This is a genomic window from Weizmannia acidilactici (genome assembly GCF_008974225.1).
Classification (GTDB): Bacteria; Bacillota; Bacilli; order Bacillales; family Bacillaceae_C; genus Weizmannia; species Weizmannia acidilactici.
In genome coordinates, this window is sequence record NZ_BKZR01000057.1 from 1 (window position 1) to 17,464 (window position 17,464).

At 46.0% G+C, this 17,464-nt stretch carries 18 protein-coding genes and 1 pseudogene; 16 read left to right on the forward strand and 3 right to left on the reverse strand.

From position 1 onward, the window contains the following. Window positions 1-215 precede the first annotated feature (215 nt). Window positions 216-671, reverse strand: a complete 456-nt coding sequence (locus tag GBH70_RS15125) for an ExeA family protein (RefSeq protein WP_253693978.1) — start codon at window positions 669-671, stop codon at window positions 216-218. 359 nt (window positions 672-1,030) lie between these two features. Then, window positions 1,031-1,651 carry a LysE family translocator gene (locus GBH70_RS15130; protein ID WP_151681809.1) on the reverse strand — a complete coding sequence of 207 codons (621 nt, stop codon included), beginning with the start codon at window positions 1,649-1,651 and terminating at the stop codon, window positions 1,031-1,033. A 414-nt stretch (window positions 1,652-2,065) separates the two neighbouring features. Here GBH70_RS15130 and cshA point away from each other — a divergent pair, with 414 nt between their 5' ends. Next, the gene (gene cshA / locus GBH70_RS15135) at window positions 2,066-3,481 is read left to right on the forward strand and encodes a degradosome RNA helicase CshA (RefSeq protein WP_151681810.1); all 1,416 of its coding nucleotides are present in this window, start codon (window positions 2,066-2,068) and stop codon (window positions 3,479-3,481) included. 169 nt (window positions 3,482-3,650) lie between these two features. Here the strand turns inward: cshA and GBH70_RS15140 are convergent, their stop codons facing one another. Next, window positions 3,651-4,253: a rhomboid family intramembrane serine protease gene (locus GBH70_RS15140; RefSeq protein ID WP_151681811.1), complete on the reverse strand. Its 603-nt coding sequence runs from the start codon at window positions 4,251-4,253 to the stop codon at window positions 3,651-3,653. A 72-nt stretch (window positions 4,254-4,325) separates the two neighbouring features. Here GBH70_RS15140 and acpS point away from each other — a divergent pair, with 72 nt between their 5' ends. From acpS to GBH70_RS17395, 15 genes and pseudogenes are all read left to right on the forward strand, one after another. After that, on the forward strand, window positions 4,326-4,685 hold the full coding sequence (acpS, locus tag GBH70_RS15145; RefSeq protein WP_151681812.1) for a holo-ACP synthase: 360 nt from the start codon (window positions 4,326-4,328) through the stop codon (window positions 4,683-4,685). Between the two features lie 133 nt (window positions 4,686-4,818). Further along, entirely contained in the window at window positions 4,819-5,835 is a 1,017-nt protein-coding gene (locus GBH70_RS15150) for a LolA family protein (RefSeq protein ID WP_151681813.1), read from the forward strand. A 1,120-nt stretch (window positions 5,836-6,955) separates the two neighbouring features. Continuing rightward, window positions 6,956-8,119 (forward strand): alanine racemase, encoded by a 1,164-nt coding sequence (gene alr, locus GBH70_RS15155; RefSeq protein WP_151681814.1) that lies wholly within the window; start codon window positions 6,956-6,958, stop codon window positions 8,117-8,119. A gap of 146 nt (window positions 8,120-8,265) precedes the next feature. Then, window positions 8,266-8,544 carry a CopG family ribbon-helix-helix protein gene (locus GBH70_RS15160; RefSeq protein ID WP_151681815.1) on the forward strand — a complete coding sequence of 93 codons (279 nt, stop codon included), beginning with the start codon at window positions 8,266-8,268 and terminating at the stop codon, window positions 8,542-8,544. A gap of 4 nt (window positions 8,545-8,548) precedes the next feature. Then, complete coding sequence (locus GBH70_RS15165; RefSeq protein WP_013860680.1) at window positions 8,549-8,899, forward strand: type II toxin-antitoxin system PemK/MazF family toxin; 351 nt, start codon at window positions 8,549-8,551, stop codon at window positions 8,897-8,899. A 579-nt stretch (window positions 8,900-9,478) separates the two neighbouring features. Next, window positions 9,479-10,306: an RsbT co-antagonist protein RsbRA gene (gene rsbRA / locus GBH70_RS15170; RefSeq protein ID WP_151681816.1), complete on the forward strand. Its 828-nt coding sequence runs from the start codon at window positions 9,479-9,481 to the stop codon at window positions 10,304-10,306. Window positions 10,307-10,309: 3 nt separating this feature from the next. After that, a complete protein-coding gene (locus GBH70_RS15175) occupies window positions 10,310-10,666 on the forward strand; it encodes an STAS domain-containing protein (protein WP_151681817.1) in 357 nt (118 codons plus the stop codon). A gap of 4 nt (window positions 10,667-10,670) precedes the next feature. Beyond that, window positions 10,671-11,072, forward strand: coding sequence for an anti-sigma regulatory factor (locus tag GBH70_RS15180; protein WP_151681818.1), 402 nt, complete (start codon window positions 10,671-10,673; stop codon window positions 11,070-11,072). Between the two features lie 10 nt (window positions 11,073-11,082). Beyond that, window positions 11,083-12,093 carry a PP2C family protein-serine/threonine phosphatase gene (locus GBH70_RS15185; RefSeq protein WP_151681819.1) on the forward strand — a complete coding sequence of 337 codons (1,011 nt, stop codon included), beginning with the start codon at window positions 11,083-11,085 and terminating at the stop codon, window positions 12,091-12,093. A gap of 66 nt (window positions 12,094-12,159) precedes the next feature. Further along, on the forward strand, window positions 12,160-12,489 hold the full coding sequence (locus GBH70_RS15190; RefSeq protein ID WP_151681820.1) for an anti-sigma factor antagonist: 330 nt from the start codon (window positions 12,160-12,162) through the stop codon (window positions 12,487-12,489). Between the two features lie 3 nt (window positions 12,490-12,492). Next, on the forward strand, window positions 12,493-12,963 hold the full coding sequence (gene rsbW / locus GBH70_RS15195; RefSeq protein WP_151681821.1) for an anti-sigma B factor RsbW: 471 nt from the start codon (window positions 12,493-12,495) through the stop codon (window positions 12,961-12,963). Next, window positions 12,941-13,720: an RNA polymerase sigma factor SigB gene (gene sigB / locus GBH70_RS15200; protein WP_151681822.1), complete on the forward strand. Its 780-nt coding sequence runs from the start codon at window positions 12,941-12,943 to the stop codon at window positions 13,718-13,720. Before rsbW ends, sigB begins: the two co-directional genes overlap by 23 nt. Before the next feature lie 5 nt (window positions 13,721-13,725). After that, the gene (locus GBH70_RS15205) at window positions 13,726-14,319 is read left to right on the forward strand and encodes a PP2C family serine/threonine-protein phosphatase (protein ID WP_151681823.1); all 594 of its coding nucleotides are present in this window, start codon (window positions 13,726-13,728) and stop codon (window positions 14,317-14,319) included. Window positions 14,320-14,407: 88 nt separating this feature from the next. Continuing rightward, window positions 14,408-16,588, forward strand: coding sequence for a Tex family protein (locus GBH70_RS15210; RefSeq protein ID WP_151681824.1), 2,181 nt, complete (start codon window positions 14,408-14,410; stop codon window positions 16,586-16,588). Between the two features lie 51 nt (window positions 16,589-16,639). Continuing rightward, window positions 16,640-17,195 (forward strand): annotated as a pseudogene (locus GBH70_RS17395) (UPF0236 family transposase-like protein); the annotation flags it as partial. Between the last annotated feature and the right edge of the window lie 269 nt (window positions 17,196-17,464).

Below are 17,464 nucleotides of genomic sequence, written 5' to 3' on the forward strand. Positions count from 1 at the left end.
ATACTTCATCACAATGTATTCAAACTGATGATTTACAATTGTGATTATCTAATTTTACGTAATATTCTGTTACTTGCGCCCCAAAATGGCAGGAAATTGACGGTGTTATTTGTCCAGAAATTGACGGAATTGTTGTCAATTAAGGGGGAAGCCAGTTTGCGCTTTATTGTGGCTTCCCCTATGAGTTTAATACTTAAATTTAAATCATTGTCATTTCACGAAAGTTCCCCTTCAATCACACGTTTTACCATATGATCGTCAATGATTCGATGCCTGTTTTGTGCTCCGTAAAGTAGACAGTGGGTACAAATCTTGTTGATGATCCTTGCGGCTCCCCCGGAAAAACGATGGATTTCATCTAAAGCTACATCTGTGAAAATTTGCTCAGTTACTCCTGAATATTGTAAATGCATGGCAATATATTCTGCAGATTGAGCTCTGTCGTAATGCCCCAGTTTGAATTGAATATCAATCCTTTGGCGGATTGCTGTGAAGGATTGGAGGCGCAGGCGGTCCCATAATTCACTTTGTCCGACAAGAATCAGGCTCATAGGGCTTTGGGCATCCATTTTGAAGTTCAGCAGGAATCTGACTTCCTCCAACATTTCCCGATCAAGAAGATGGGCCTCGTCCACGACCACTACCGGCTGAACACCATGAATTCCTCTCATAAGCTCAATTTCCCGATGAAGCTGCCGTTTTGCATCCCAGGGCGGGAAGACAAAATTGATTACCCCCGGGTGTAACGAATGATGCGGCTGCTGATATTTTTATGATTTCCGCTGGCTTTTCTTTTGCAAGAAATCAATGAGAGGAATACAAGTGTGATGGCATACCCCTTAAAGTATTCATTAATGCGATTTTTTTACATTTTTTTCCAAAAAATCTATAAAATTTAGACTCGCACCCGAGTTGTACCCTTTGTAAAAATCCAATGCTCCGCGACCCACGGACCGGCAATTTTACTCATTTCCTATTTTGCGGAAGCGGGCGGGCACGCGGACTGCATTCATCCCACAATCAACCGCTGTTAAAGGCTCTTCACTGCCTGAATGCCGAAATAAATGCCAAAGCCAACAAGGGATAGCCCGGAAACTTTTGAAATCAAATGAATCAAACGATTGGTTAACAATTTTCCAAAGCTGCTTGAGACGGCGGCCATGGAAAAGTCCCACAACGCCACGCCGATGAAAATGGCACAGCTGTACAGGAGAAACTGCTGGGGCCCGACAGATTCAGCCGCTTTTGCAAGGACGGAACCGTAGACGCCGAGCCAAAACAAAATGGTCAGCGGGTTGGTCAAGGACATGAGAAATCCGGTCAAAAAGGATTTGTAAAGTTTTTCCCTGCTCCTCATATCATCTGTAATCGGCTGATTTGCGGCAACCATGCTTTCAATGCCGGTATATGTAAGAACAAAACATCCGAAAAACCAAAGGAATGATTTGACAAAATTAATGCTAAGCAGATGCACAACTCCGAGATAAACCAATAACATATAACATCCGTCTGCGGTCATGGCGCCTATACCGAGCAGCCATGAATGGAAAAATCCATTTTTAATCCCCTTATCGATTTGGGCGGCATTAATCGGGCCGATCGGTGCAGCAAGGGACAGCCCTAAAAATATATAACTGATTATGCTTTCCATATTCCCCTCCGCTTTTTTCTAATGGTATTGGTATGGTATATTTGTATTCAAAGCAAACGGCCTGTACAACTAAAATTGAAAGATACGCTCCGGAAATATAAACAAGCTTTGGGACAGCCGCATCCCGCGCCAAACCTGAAAAAGTCCTGTCCCCGGAATTCGAAAAGCGGCGTATTGTGCTCTCCGGATTCCATGTCAAGCCGCCCTTCTTATAAATGCAACCGTTTCATTATACAAGTTTGGGCCCCGTTTCTTTATATACATTGAAATCTTGCCGCATTAATGTTACGATAACCGTACATCGTCTACGCTTTTAGCTGACAATGCTCATAAGAGTATATTTTTTTGCCAAAAAGGGAATAAACCCTTAAGGGATATGGCCCTGTTGAACGTTTAGAAGGAGATTGAGAAGCATTGACGAAGTTTTCAGAGTTGGATTTAAGCCCGGCAATTTTAAGAGCCGTAAAAAGAATGGGCTTTGAAGAAGCATCACCGATCCAGGCGGCAACCATTCCACTCAGCATGGAAGGCAGAGATATTATCGGCCAGGCGCAGACAGGTACAGGAAAAACAGCGGCATTTGGCATTCCGTTAATTGAAAAAATTGATCATAGAAACCACCATATTCAAGGCATGATCATCGCGCCTACCCGCGAGCTTGCCATCCAGGTGTCGGAAGAGTTATACCGCATCGGCCAGGATTCGCACGTTCGCGTACTCGCTGTATACGGGGGGCAGGATATTCAGCGGCAGATCCGGGCGTTGAAAAGCCGCCCGCAAATCATCGTCGGAACGCCCGGGCGTATTCTTGACCATATTAACCGTGGCATCCTGAAGCTTGATAAGGTGCATACCCTTGTTCTCGATGAAGCGGATGAAATGCTGAATATGGGCTTTATTGACGATATTGAAGCAATTCTTTCAAATGTACCGGAAGACCGCCAAACGCTTTTGTTCTCGGCAACAATGCCAGATCCGATTAGGAAAATTGCCGAGCGCTTCATGCGCAATCCGGAACTTGTCCGTGTAAAAGCAAAAGAGATGACCGTTCCGTTAATTGAACAGTATTACATTAAAGCCCAGGAACGTGAAAAATTTGATGTATTGTCAAGGCTCCTGGATGTGCAGTCTCCGGATCTTGCCATTGTGTTCGGGCGCACAAAACGGAGAGTGGATGAACTGGCAAACGCCTTGAACGTGCGCGGTTATCTGGCAGAAGGCATTCACGGCGATCTGAGCCAGGCGAAACGCTTATCGGTTTTGAAAAAATTTAAAGAAGGAAAAATTGATGTGCTTGTAGCAACCGATGTGGCGGCACGCGGCCTGGATATTTCAGGTGTGACGCATGTTTACAACTACGATATTCCGCAGGATCCGGAATCATACGTGCACCGGATCGGAAGAACGGGCCGTGCCGGGCGTGAAGGCATGGCGATTACATTCGTCACGCCGCGCGAGATGGGCTATCTCAGAACCGTTGAACAAACAACGAGAAAAAGAATGACGCCGATGCGACCGCCAACATGGGATGAGGCATTTGAAGGACAGCAGCGCCTTTCCATGGAACGCATTGGGGATACCATTAAAGAAGGCAATATCGATGAATACTTGGCAGTAGCAAAAGAACTGCTTGAAGCGTATGACCCAGTCCAGGTGACAGCGGCTGCTTTAAAACTGATGACGAAAGAACCGGATAAAACGCCGGTCCACATTACAGAAGAGCGTCCGCTTCCACACAAAAAAGACCATAACAGAAGAGGGAAACCTTCCAGCAGTTACAATAAAGGAAGAAAACCGAGAAGAACGACAACAAACCGCAAACCATATTAATGAAAACCAAGGCGGGGCCAAAAAAAGAAGAGCATCATCAGCTTTATGAGCGGGCTGTCCGAAACAGGATCAGCTGCAGATGTTTGCTGCAACAAATATATCGGCTTTCTCTGTCGGTTAAACATGATTTATTTTGATAAAAAAAGCAACGGGAGGCCCGTTGCTTTTTTTAGGCGGGGGACTGGGCCTTTTTTTTCAAAAGCATGCCCCCAAGCAGCATGCCGGCAACCAAACCGGAAAGATGGGCTGTATGGTTGACGCCCGGCTGCATCATGGCCATTACGACGGAGATGACGGCGATGGACAAAATGGTTTGTCGGCTTGTTTTCGGCATTGTTTCCCTGAAAACATGGATGAGGGCGACGTATGCGCCAATCAACCCGAACAAGGCGCCGCTTGCCCCGGCATGGTTATAGGTCAGCGGGAGAAGGAAAAAGGAAGCCAGATTGGCAAAAAAACCGCTGCCCAAATAGAGCAAGGTGAATTTCCACTTTCCCATGGCATGTTCCAAATAAGGCCCGAGCAGCAAGAGCGAAAAAGAATTCATCAGCAAATGGCCGAACTTGATATGGACGAAAACGGGAGAAATAAGGCGCCAGGCCTCCCCCTGTGCAATGTACAGGTTCACGCCGGACAGCGCTTCGAAAAGCTTCATGTTCGGGAAAAAGGGCGGCCGCATCGCCGCAAACAACATACATTGGATCAGCAAAATGGCTGACACAGCAGGATAAGACAGGAAAAAGGAAGAAAAACGGAACGGGCGGATCAGCATGGGTCATACTCCTTTCTGGAAAAGCCTTATCTATACCATATGCCTGTAAAAAAGAATTAGAAGGTGATGCGATTGATTAAAGGGATTGGCATTGATGTCGCCGAGCTTGGCAGGATAAAAAAACTGTATGAAAGGCAGCCACGTTTTCCGGAGCGGATTTTAACAGAAGCCGAACTGGAAATGTTTAAAGCGCTGAAAGGTTACAGGCAAATCGAGTTCCTTGCCGGCCGGTTTGCCGCAAAAGAAGCTTTTTCAAAAGCACGCGGCACAGGGATCGGCGTCGCGTTATCATTCCAGGACATTGAGATCAAAAAAGACGAAAAAGGCCGGCCGTATTTTTCAAAGCCTAAAGGGGAGCTTGCCCATTTATCGATTACACACACCCGCGAATACGCATTTGCCCAAGTGATACTGGAAGAACGGGAGCCGTAACGTTTTTTCATTTTCCCATCATACAAGCCCGGGTTGTCTCATATATTCAGAGTAAGAGAGGAGAGACAAGGCAGGGCTTTTGATGAATGGCCTTTCTCTTCATAAGAATTGAGACAATAAAGGGGTTGAAAGGATGAAGAGAAAGTATTGGGTTTTGCTTGCAGCATTCGCAGCCATTCTTGTGCTTTCCGCCTGCGGGGCCAAGTCGCCGCAGGATGTCGCCGAAAAACTGAACGAAAAAGCGGAAAAAATGGACGGTTATAAGCTGAATGCAAAAATGACGTTAAAGATGGGCAATGGACCGAGGACATACGATATTGAAGTGTGGCATAACAAGCCGAGCTATTACCGGGTAAACCTGAAAAACGCCGATAAAGGGCAGAGCCAAATGATCTTGCGCAATAAAGAGGGCGTATTTGTTGTGACACCTGCTTTAAACAAAAGCTACAGGTTCCAAAGCGACTGGCCGAATAATACGAGCCAGGCCTATCTCTATGAATCGCTTGTAAAAGATATATTGGAGGACAAAGATGCGAAATTGACCGTAAAGAAAAACCAGTATGTATTTGAGACAAAAACGCGTTACCAAAACCATAAAATGCTCCCGTACCAGCAAATTGCATTTGATAAAAGAACGCTTGCGCCGGTCAGCGTAAAAGTGATGGACACAGACCGCAATACGCTCGTCAAAGTGCTGTTTACGAAAGTGGATTTTAACGCGAAGTTTGACAATAACGCTTTTGACACGAAAAAGAATATGACGGGCGCGAAACTCGAAGTGCCAGTCGATGCAAAAGTCGGAAATAAAGAGTTTTCGGTTAAGTATCCGACCGCAAAAATCGGGCATACGACGCTTTTGGATGAGCAGGAAGTCGCCACGGCAGACGGCAAGCGCGTCATCCTTACCTATACAGGGGATAAGATGTACACGCTGATTGAGGAAAAAGCGGAAGTGCTTCCAGCCGTTTCAACGGAAGCGATTCCGGCAAACGGGAAAATTGCCGACCTCGGCTTTACGATCGGCACGATGACAGGCGATTCGCTGTCCTGGACGGAAAACGGGGTGGAGTATACGCTTGCATCGAAGTCGCTCACAGCAGCTGAAATGATTGAAATCGCCCAGTCTGTCGGGGGTGAACCGGAAAAATAGGCAAAATACAAGGGTCTGTCCAAAAGTTCTTTTTAAACCAGAAAACCCGTTGAGAAATTCATTTTTCTCGACGGGTTTTCTCATTATAAAGCAAAATTTTCTCCGTAGAAACGGTTCTGAGAAGCAGGAAGACATTATCAGCCGGACGGAACAGCGGTTTTAAGATAAAGAAGGGCTGTCCAAAAGTACGGGCAGACTTGTTTTGTCTGAATGAAAAGATATTTTCCTGAATTGAACCTTCCTAAGGGCCGTTTCGTTAAAACATTATCTTTGAAAAATGGTTCCTGGAATGTGCCTAAGTTATAATGAACGAAACTAGCCCCTACTCGTTATATCGTAGGTTAATTTAGTAAAATGGTAATTAGAAAAGTTACTAAATGAGAGCTACATAACGGAAGGAGCTAGCTACTATAAATGATACCATAAAATACGCGGGATTTGACTGTAAACGGGCACATTATTTCGGCAAAAGACAGTCGGTTTTTTTCAAATTACTCCAGATTTTTCACGAAAAATTAAGCATATGCACTGTATATTACGGATAATGATGCCATTTGGCGGCTTGACATGGAGCTTCTGTGGGCATGGCTTGATGGCGATGAGGCTAGGAGAAAAAAGAAAATCGCCAAAGCTAACTAGCCTACCATGCCCACCACTCCATATCAAGCCGTGTATTGAATATTATACATCTGGAATAATTTGAAAATCACAATCTGAAATAATGTGGAAATTCACATTTGACGTTTCAAAGAAAAAATCGCAGTCGCTGTTGCCGATGAAGGGAGAGATGAGCCAAGGTATTGGGGGATGATTGCCAATAATCCGGACTCGATCAGAGGGGGGCCCTTGACAGTTTCGTTCATATCGGACCGTTTTGTTAAAGATTCAACCGTAGAATGGTCCTTGGCATCTTTCCAAAAATCGTTTCCCCAAAATTTGGCAACGGACCGGCCGTTGGGAACTCAGCGAAGGCTAAACTTTTTTGCCTAGTTTTTTCTGTTTTACCGGAAAATCTTTCTGCTTTACGACAACTTTAAAAAACTTCCTTTTAAAAACAATTGACATTGCCTTGGCTGCATCCGATAATCAATATATTGGAGAATTAAAAGGAAGTGTAACAATGACAGGGGATCATCCTTTTTACAGGGATACATGGGTAGAAATTGATTTGGATGCGGTTGCGGAAAATGTTGAGAATGTCCGCCGCCTGCTTCCCGAACATACGCATATCATTGCGGTTGTAAAAGCCAACGCTTACGGCCACGGAGCCGAGTATGTAGCAAAAACCGCACTGGAATCCGGCGCATCAGGCCTTGCGGTTGCTTTTCTGGATGAAGCGCTCGCGTTAAGAAAAAAAGGAATCAAGGCCCCTATTTTGATTTTAGGTGTGACCCGTCCGCAAGATGCCGGGGTGGCGGCCGAAAACGCCATTTCGCTTACCGTTTTCCAAAAAGAATGGCTGGAGGAAGCCAGCCGGCATTTAGGAAGGGAAAAGCTTCCCGTCCATATTAAATGCGATACCGGCATGGGCCGGATTGGCGTCAGGACAATAGAAGAATTAAAAGAAGTGGAAAAAGCGGTGAACAATGAATCATGTTTCCGCTTCGAAGGGATTTTTACCCATTTTGCGACGGCCGATGAAACTGATACGGCGTTATATGAAAAACAGTACCTCACGTTCCGGAAAATGGTTGAAAGCCTGGAATCACGCCCGCCGTATGTGCACTGCGCGAACAGTGCCGCGGCACTGAGGTTTGACCAGGAGCCGTTTAATGCGGTCCGGCTCGGAATTGCGATGTACGGGCTTTCCCCTTCTCCGGAGTTGAAACCGATTTTGCCGTTTTCTTTAAAAGAGGCGTTTTCCCTCCATACAAAAGTTACGCATGTAAAACAAATTCATGCGGGCGATACAGTTAGTTACGGCGCAACCTATACGGCTGCCCGCGATGAATGGATCGCCACACTGCCGATCGGTTATGCGGACGGCTGGATCCGGAAGCTTTCGGGCCAGGAAGTCATCATCGGGGGGGAGAAAGCGCCGATTGTCGGCAGAATCTGCATGGATCAGTGCATGGTGAAACTTCCACATCCGGTTTCTGTCGGAACAAAAGCAACGCTCATTGGTAAACAGGGGGATTTATCCATTTCTGTTGATGAGATTGCGGAAAAACTGGAGACGATTAATTACGAGGTCACATGCTCTATTTCCAGCCGCGTCCCGCGTATTTTTACAAAAAACGGGAACTTCGTTGCGGGTGTGTCGAATCCAATCCTTGAAAGTTGAAAAATGTTTTGGCGAATTTTGAATAATTGCTTGATTTTTTTGCCGATAATAGATAGGAATGGTGATTTAGCCTTTGCATATAGTTAATTTGATGGTATGATTAGAATGGAACGAGGAACGGTGTCTAGCGTGTGGAGGTGTAGCAGGTGTCTGAATCCATTTCAACAGAAATTTTAGTCCGATTGCCGCAGCAGCTATTGACGGAACTGGATGGATTTGCCGAAACCGAAAATATGAATCGTAACGAATTAATTTACCGTGCAACGAAAATGTATTTAAAAGAACGGAAAAAACGCCAAATCCGTGAGTCGATGAGGCGCGGTTACATGGAGATGGCAAAAATCAATTTAGAGATTGCCTCTGAAGCGATCCAGGCTGAATACGAAGCAGAACATACAGTTGAAAGCCTAGTAAGCGGGGGGTAATCCTTTGATTGTTAAGCGTGGAGACGTGTACTTCGCCGACCTTTCTCCTGTGGTCGGCTCTGAGCAAGGAGGCGTACGTCCGGTACTCATTTTACAGAACGACATCGGAAACCGTTTTAGCCCCACTGTAATTGTTGCTGCTATTACGGCGCAAATCCAAAAAGCTAAATTGCCTACGCATGTGGAAATCGATGCAAAGCGTTACGGTTTGGAACGGGATTCTGTTATACTACTTGAACAAATTCGTACGATCGATAAACAGCGCTTAACGGATAAGATTACGCATCTTGATGAAGAAGTGATGGAGAAAATAGACGACGCCCTGCAAATCAGCCTGGGATTGGTCGAATTTTAAGACGCTCTTGGAAAAAAGGGCGTTTTTTTCATGCCTTTACCGGGAATTTTCAGCGGGCCGCCTGCAATGATGCTTTGCAATCCTGCTTTGTTTTGCCTGTAAAAGCTCTGACAAACGGGTTTAAATAATGGCAAAAGAGGGTAAGTAAATACAGTTATCCGGCGGTGTAAATACCGGTACCTTGGTTCACGGGAATTTACATAAGGCGTACATTTCAAAAAAGATATAATAACATATATACCACCATGATCCTTTTTCGGAAGGAAGGCCCAGTTTTCATTATGATCGTTTGGTTCTGTGAAATTTACAAGACTTCTGCGGGGTGACTGAGCCGGGAACGGGGAGCTCCGCGGGCGTGCCATATGCGGAGCGGATTTGGCGAATAAATATGATCACCCGGCCTATTCTTAGAGACGGCTGCCAATCCCCGGACCGGCATTCTGCGCATCAACGGAACGCCTTGCTCGCTTTCTTTTCCACACAGGAAATGGTTCCTTTCCGTAAAATCGGGCAATGCTGCCAAGGCCAAGCTGCCATTAAAACGCCCTTCATATCTTTTTATGGGAGAGTGGTTTGATCATGCAATCGTATTTAGCGGAATATATACCGAAACATAAAGATGAAATATTGGAAGAATGGATAAAAACCATGAAGTCGAAAGGCGACGGCCGCATATTCGGGTTGAATGAAGGAAGCATGTTTGATAAAACGAGCCGGGATTTTGTCGATGTCATTCTTGCGTGGCTGACGAAAACGAACCACAAATACGAAAAGCAGCTCGGCGAGTTTGCCGAAAAGATCGCCATGCTGGGCTGGCCGCTTACTTTTACCACCACCGGCATCCAGATTTTGGGCGATATCGTGTATAAGATCATGATGGACAACCATCCTGTCGGGCTTGAAAGGCAGCTCGAATTTTGGGGGATTTTCCGCGATTGGATGAATTCGGTGCAAAATGAATTTGTAAATGCGTATACCACCATCTGGGAAAAAACCGTCTCCCTCCAAAAAATTGCTTTAAAGGAATTGTCAGCCCCCCTTATTCCTGTATTTGAAAAAATCGCTGTACTGCCCTTGGTCGGCACCATTGACTCGGAAAGGTCGAGGCAGATTATGGAAAATCTGTTGTACGGGGTTGTCCAAAACAAATCTGAAGTTGTCCTGATTGATATTTCGGGCGTTCCGATTGTCGATACAGTCGTTGCCCATCATATTTTACAGGCGGCGGATGCCGTACGGCTTGTAGGGTCAAAATGTATGCTTGTCGGCATCCGGCCGGAAATTGCACAGACGATTGTCGATTTAGGCATCGATTTAAAACATATCACAACAACCAGCACCCTGCAAAGAGGAATCGAACAGGCGCTTGAAATGACGGGAAGGAAAATTGTGAAATGGGAGGGTTGATTGATGCGCATACCAATTTTAAAGCTGGGAAACTGCCTGCTGGTGTCCATCCAGTGGGAACTTGATGACCAGACAGCTTTGGAGTTCCAGGAAGATCTTCTCCAAAAAATTTACGAAACGAATGCCAGCGGTGTTGTCATCGACTTCACCTCCGTCGACTTTATTGATTCGTTTATCGCAAAAGTGCTGGGTGATGTGGTCAATATGTCGAAAATGCTGGGCGCAAAAGTGGTCATCACCGGAATCCAGCCGGCTGTTGCCATTACCCTTATCGAACTGGGAATCACCATGGATGATGTACTGACGGCGCTGGATATTGAGAGCGGTTTAGAGAAATTAAAACAGGAATTGGGGGATTAGATAGATGAATAACCATTCCTGTATAAAGATTTTAAATGAGTGGGATATTGTGGCCGCCCGCCAGCTGGGGAGAAACATTGCAAGGGAACTGAATTTCGGCATCGTCGACCAGGCAAGGATTACAACAGCCATTAGCGAACTTGCCCGCAATATTTTTATTTATGCAGGGCAAGGGGAAATCAGGATCGAAAAAGTTCGGCAAAACGGGAAGCAGGGGTTGAAAGTGATTGCCGAAGACAAAGGCCCGGGCATCGCAAATATCCGAAAAGTAATGGAGGACGGCTACTCCACGTCCGGTGGTTTGGGGGCGGGTCTCCCGGGCGTGCGGCGTCTGATGGATGAATTCGACATTGATTCAGCGCCGAATAAAGGCACCACTGTAACGGCGATCAAATGGGTTCGCTAGGAGGGAAAGTATGGATTTTCATGAGACGATGGAAAAAGAATATAAAGAAATTCTCGAGCATTTTTTACAGCATCCGAATGAACAAGTATTATACCAATGCGAAAAGTTCAGCCGGAAATTGATCGAAAACCGTATCTCCCCCGAAGATATGATCATGTGCCACCGCTCCGTCATGCAGCAAATCGACCCGAATCTCCCCGAGTATGTACAACAGTCTTTTGACGTTCTGCTTGAAGTGATGCTCGCCTACGGGCTGGTCTACCGTGAGCAGCAAGTTTTGAGAAACAAGCAAAGGGAACTGAAAAGCGAAATTGAAATTGCAGCCAATATGCAGCAAACCCTGTTGAAGGCACGGATACCGGAACAGGACGGGATCGATATCGGGGTGATCAGTGTGCCGGCAAAACAAATGAGCGGGGATTATTATAACTTTATTGAAGACGATAACCGCCGCATCGGCATTGCGATAGCGGATGTCATCGGCAAGGGCATTCCGGCGGCGCTTTGCATGTCAATGATTAAATATTCGATGGACAGTCTGCCAGAATACAGCCACGAGCCGCACGTCATTTTGGAAAACCTCAACCGGGTTGTTGAACAAAATGTCGATCCGAGCATGTTTGTTACAATGTTTTACGGCATGTATGATCCGGTGTTACATAAATTTTCTTATTCATCAGCCGGACATGAGCCCGGTTTTTACTATCATGCGGCAACGGACGAATTTGAAGATTTGAGAGCGAAGGGACTGCTTTTAGGCATTGAAAAAAAGACAAAATACCGCCAATATACAAGAAATGTGATGGCGGGGGACATGATTGTGCTGCTGTCGGACGGCGTGACCGAATGCCGGACAAAGGAAGGGTTTATCAGCAGGGAAACCATTACAGCGTTAATCCGGAAAAATATCCGGCTATGCGCGCAGGAAATCGTTGAAAATGTATACAGGGAACTGGAAAGATGGCAGGAATTCGAGCTGCGAGACGATTTTACCCTGTTAATTTTAAAAAGAACGGCATAAACAGGTTTTAACCAATACAGATAGGGTAATATCCATTTAGTGCTGAATGTTAAAGAGGTGAAAGAAATGGATTTTGCAGTAAACGTCCGGGAAAAGCAAAATGCCTTAAATGTAGCAATATCTGGGGAAATCGACGCATTCACAGCTCCAAAATTAAGGGAGGTATTTAAACCTTATGAAGGCAAAAAAGGTTTGCAAGTTTTGATAGACTTAACCCATGTTTCTTACATGGACAGTACCGGTTTAGGCGTTTTGGTCGGCTTGTTTAAAAGCTTGCGGGCAAATGACGGTGCCCTCACGCTGACGGGCCTTTCCGACCGGTTGAAACGGCTGTTCGATATCACTGGACTTTCTGACATCATGAAGATTAATACCGAAATAGAAGGTGGAGTGTGAAACATGGAGGAGTTTGATCATATCTGTATGAAAATCCCTGCTAAAGCGGAATATGTAGGGGTTATCCGCCTCACCATTTCCGGTATTGCAAGCCGCATGGGATTTGACTACGAACTCATCGAGGATTTGAAAATCGCCACAAGTGAAGCGATCACCAACGCAGTCCAGCATGCCTATAAAGATAAAGAAGACGGGGAAGTCAATATCGACTTCAGCGTCTACCCCAACCGCTTGGAAGTTATGGTATCCGATAAAGGAGAAAGTTTTGATGTTGATAAAGTAAAAGAGTTCGCAGGGCCGTACACGGAAGATGTACAAATTGAATTGATGAGAGAAGGAGGTTTGGGCCTTTATCTCATTGAAAGTTTAATGGATGAAGTCCGCATACACTATGATGGCGGGATTACAGTCATGATGACCAAGTATCTTCAAGGGGAGCAGGTGGAGACGAATGTCAAAACTGCCTCAACCTGATCAGATTGATGTCAATCAATTGATTCAATCTTATCAGCAAAACGGCGACAAAGAGGCACAGGAAATGCTTGTCGCGCATTATAAAAAACTTGTGGAATCGCTGGCCCGCAAATATTCAAAAGGAAAAGCCTACCAGGAGGACATTTTCCAGGTCGGGATCATTGGCCTGCTCGGCGCCATCCAGCGCTTTGACCCGAATGTCGGGAAAAGCTTTGAATCATTTGCCATTCCGACCATCATCGGGGAAATCAAAAGATTTCTGAGGGATAAAACATGGAGTGTCCATGTCCCGCGCCGGATCAAAGAACTCGGACCGCGGATCAAGGCTGCCGTTGAAACATTGACGAACGAACTGCAACGCTCTCCAAAAATTGCCGAAATTGCCGAATGCCTTGAGATTTCGGAAGAAGAAGTTCTGGAAGCGATGGAAATAAGCAAAAGCTACCATGCGCTTTCCGTTGACCATTCCATTGAATCGGATTCAGACGGCAGCACCGTTACCCTGCTCGATATGGTCGGCAGTGAAGACGACGGTTATGAAAAAGTCAATCAGCGGCTCGTGCTTGAAAAAGTACTTCATGTATTGAGTGACAGGGAACGCCAAATCATCCACTACACGTATATTGAAAACATGAGCCAAAAAGATACGGGTGAGAAATTGGGGATTTCGCAAATGCATGTCTCGCGCCTGCAGCGCCGTGCCATAAAAAAACTGCGGGATGCCATTGAAGGTGAATTACAGCATGTGGAGAATTAGCCATTATGAACTATCTTAGCTCGAAGGCAGTAGAAGTGTACGGATTCCAAACAACAAAGGCTGGCAGGGAATTATGCGGGGATGCCTACTTTATGAAGGCAACTGATGATAATTTCTTATGCGTGCTGGCGGATGGGCTGGGTAGTGGGGAATATGCCTACTACTCTTCTCAGGCTGTCGCAAGAGCAGTCAAAGAGCAATCGGACGAAGATGTCGAAGCGTTGATGAAAGCATGCAACCGTGCCTTGTACCGGAAGAGGGGGGCGGCTGTTGCCATTTTGAAAGTTTGCTTTCAAACACGCAAATTTGTTTACAGCTGTGTCGGCAACATCCGCTTTTACATGTATTCCCCAAGCGGCAGGCTTACCTATCCGCTGCCGATTACCGGGTATTTATCCGGAAAACCGCAGCATTTTAAAACCGAGACATTTGATTATGAGTCAAACTCCAAATTTATCATCCATTCCGATGGCGTAAAAGAACGGGATGTCAAAGCTTTTTTAAAAAAATGCGAATCGATTGAACTGATTGCCGACCAGTTAAAGAAACAGCAGGCAATGGATGACGATGCCACTTTTATTATCGGGCGCTTGCGGTAAGCGGCAAGCTTTTTTATTTTGGACAAATTTTTTCGCGGCAAAAACCGTGGTAAAATAGCAAAAGAACGGTTTTGAATTTGTTCAGGAAATGTGGTGTTTTGATTTGAATGAAAAAAATGAAAGGCTTCTCCGCAGGCTGGCGAAGGAACTACAGTTTTCGGAAAAAAGCATCCGAAATGTGATTGAGCTGCTCGAAAGCGGAAACACTGTGCCGTTTATCGCCCGCTACCGGAAAGAAATGACCGGGGCGCTTGATGAAGTGCAGATCCGGGACATTATGGAGCGCTGGAATTATCTGCAAAATCTGGAACAGAGGAAAGAAGAAGTAATGCGCTTAATTGAAGAGCAGGGAAAATTAACGGACGAGCTGAAAGGGAAAATTTTGAATGCCGATAAGCTTCAGCTTGTAGAAGACCTGTACCGCCCGTATAAGCAGAAGCGGCGGACAAAAGCAACGATCGCAAAAGAAAAAGGGCTGGAACCATTGGCGCGATGGATGCTGTCTTTTCCTGCCGAAGGGGATCTAAAGGCCGAACTCGAATCATACATATCAGAGGAAAAGCAGGTTGCATCCGCTGAGGAAGCGCTGCAGGGGGCAAAAGATATCATTGCTGAAATCGTATCGGACGAGCCGAAATATCGCGGTTTGATCCGTTCGGAAACATTTAAAACGGGAATCATCTCAAGCACAGTGAAAGATCCAGAAAAAGATGAGAAAAAAGTGTATGAAATATATTACGAATACGAAGAACCGGTACGGAAAATCGTTCCCCACCGCGTTTTAGCGCTTAACCGCGGCGAGAAGGAAAACATTCTCCGGGTATCTGTGAAGGCCGATACCGGACGTATTCTGGATTATCTGAACCGGCAAGTGGTCCGCAATGAGGCTTCGATTACGGCCGGGATTGTCAAGGAAGCGGTGGAAGACGGCTATAAACGGCTCATCCAACCTGCGATTGAAAGGGAAATCCGCAATGAACTGTCTGAGAAAGCGGAAGACCGTGCGATCCACATTTTCTCGGAAAACTTGAAGAACCTGCTTCTACAGCCGCCTTTAAAAGGAAAGACGGTGCTCGGGGTTGATCCCGCCTACCGGACAGGTTGCAAACTCGCTGTAGTAGATGAAACAGGCAAGGTTCTGAAAATCGGCGTCATTTACCCGCATCCGCCGAAACTGAAAACGGAAGAAGCGAAAGCAATTTTGAAGGGCATTATTCGCGGTTTTCATATTGAAGTGATCGCCATTGGAAACGGCACGGCTTCCCAGGAAACCGAACAGTTCGTCGCCGGAATTTTAAAAGAAATCGGCGGAGACGTTTCCTACACGATTGTCAATGAGGCGGGGGCAAGTGTCTATTCCGCTTCCGACCTCGCACGCAAAGAATTTCCGGACCTCCATGTCGAAGAAAGAAGTGCCGTATCGATTGCACGTAGGCTCCAGGATCCGCTGGCCGAGCTCGTAAAAATCGATCCGAAATCGGTCGGGGTCGGGCAATATCAGCACGACGTCTCGCAAAAGAAACTGAGTGAATCGCTCACTTTTGTTGTGGAAACGGTGGTCAACCAAGTTGGTGTCGATATAAACACCGCTTCCCCGTCCCTTTTACAGTATGTTTCGGGCCTCAGCGCTACAGTTGCCAACAATATCGTGAATTTCCGGGATGAGAATGGCAAGTTTAAAAACCGCGCAGAACTGAAAAACATTCCGCGGCTCGGTGCAAAAACATACGAGCAGAGCATCGGTTTTCTCCGCATTACAGATGGGGATGAACCGCTGGATAAAACGCCGATCCACCCGGAAAGCTATCCGGCTACAAGAAAATTGCTGGAGGAACTTGGCATGTCCACATCGGATCTCGGCACAGAGAAGCTGAAAGAATCGCTTAAGCAGCTTTCCATTGCCGAAACGGCCGGAAAACTTGGGATCGGCGAACCGACGCTGCACGATATTTTCGATGCGCTCACAAGGCCGGGCCGCGATCCGCGCGATGAACTGCCGAAACCGCTGTTGAAGAAGGATATTTTGAAGCTGGAAGATCTAAAGCCGGGAATGGAGCTGCAGGGAACCGTCCGCAATGTTGTCGACTTCGGCGCATTTGTTGATGTGGGCGTGAAAGAAGACGGGCTTGTCCATATTTCAAAATTAAACAAAGGACATGTCAAACATCCGCTTGATGTCGTCTCGGTAGGCGATATTGTCACCGTCTGGGTGGAAAATGTCGACGTCCAAAAAGGAAGACTTTCGTTGACGATGCTCCCAAAATCATAAAAAACATAGAAAGAAGATGCGCAATGATTAACCGCGCATCTTCTTTTCATTGTAATACAGGCCTTAGTCAAGACATTTGGGGGGCGGAAAAAGCGAAGTGAAGGAACAGGTAAAAAAGCGGTAAAATCCAATGATTTTGGACAGTTCACGTTGTATTTAGACATTTATGAGAGCACGTGGATGAGAAGAGCCTTAAGAAAGTGAAGGAGTTTCGTTTTTACATCTAAAGAAACGGGGACCTCATTCTGACTGGAGAGAGAAAGTGGAGAATACGCCTAGCGACGCGAGAGGTCTGGGAGCGATGGAATCAAACCAAAGGCACATCTCATTCCGGATGAAAAAACGGGGGATGCATTGGAGCAAAGAAAGCGGAGAAGTCATGGTAAAAATAAAGCAAGGGATTCTCAACCGGACGTTAAGAGAGGCTTATCTGAAACACCAAGCAAGAAGTGCGAGAAAGCAGCGTGAATTAAAACAAGCCTTAAAATACGCCTAGCTGTTCAAACAGCCTGCACGCCCGTCAATCGGGGCAAAACAGGGATCTATTAGCCTGTATACGAGCACTTCATCAGCAATAGGGAATTTAAGCAAGATATTTAGGTTTTAATATCTCCACCTAGATAAGGGGCAATCCCAACATCCTATGAAAAGCTGAGGATATATAATGATCACTAATTTCTGAGACTCCTGCGGGAAAAGCGAGCAAGAAGAGACCCAGTGTGCTTGAGGGACGAGCGAGGAGGCTCGCGACGCGTGCGGAAAGCGAGTAAATTTCGCAATCATCAAAAAGGGGTACCCATATGCCCGGTTTAACGGCTTTTGGGATTGCCCCTAATCCAGGGAAGCAAGCAAAGTACGGTAGCCAAAAGCGTACAA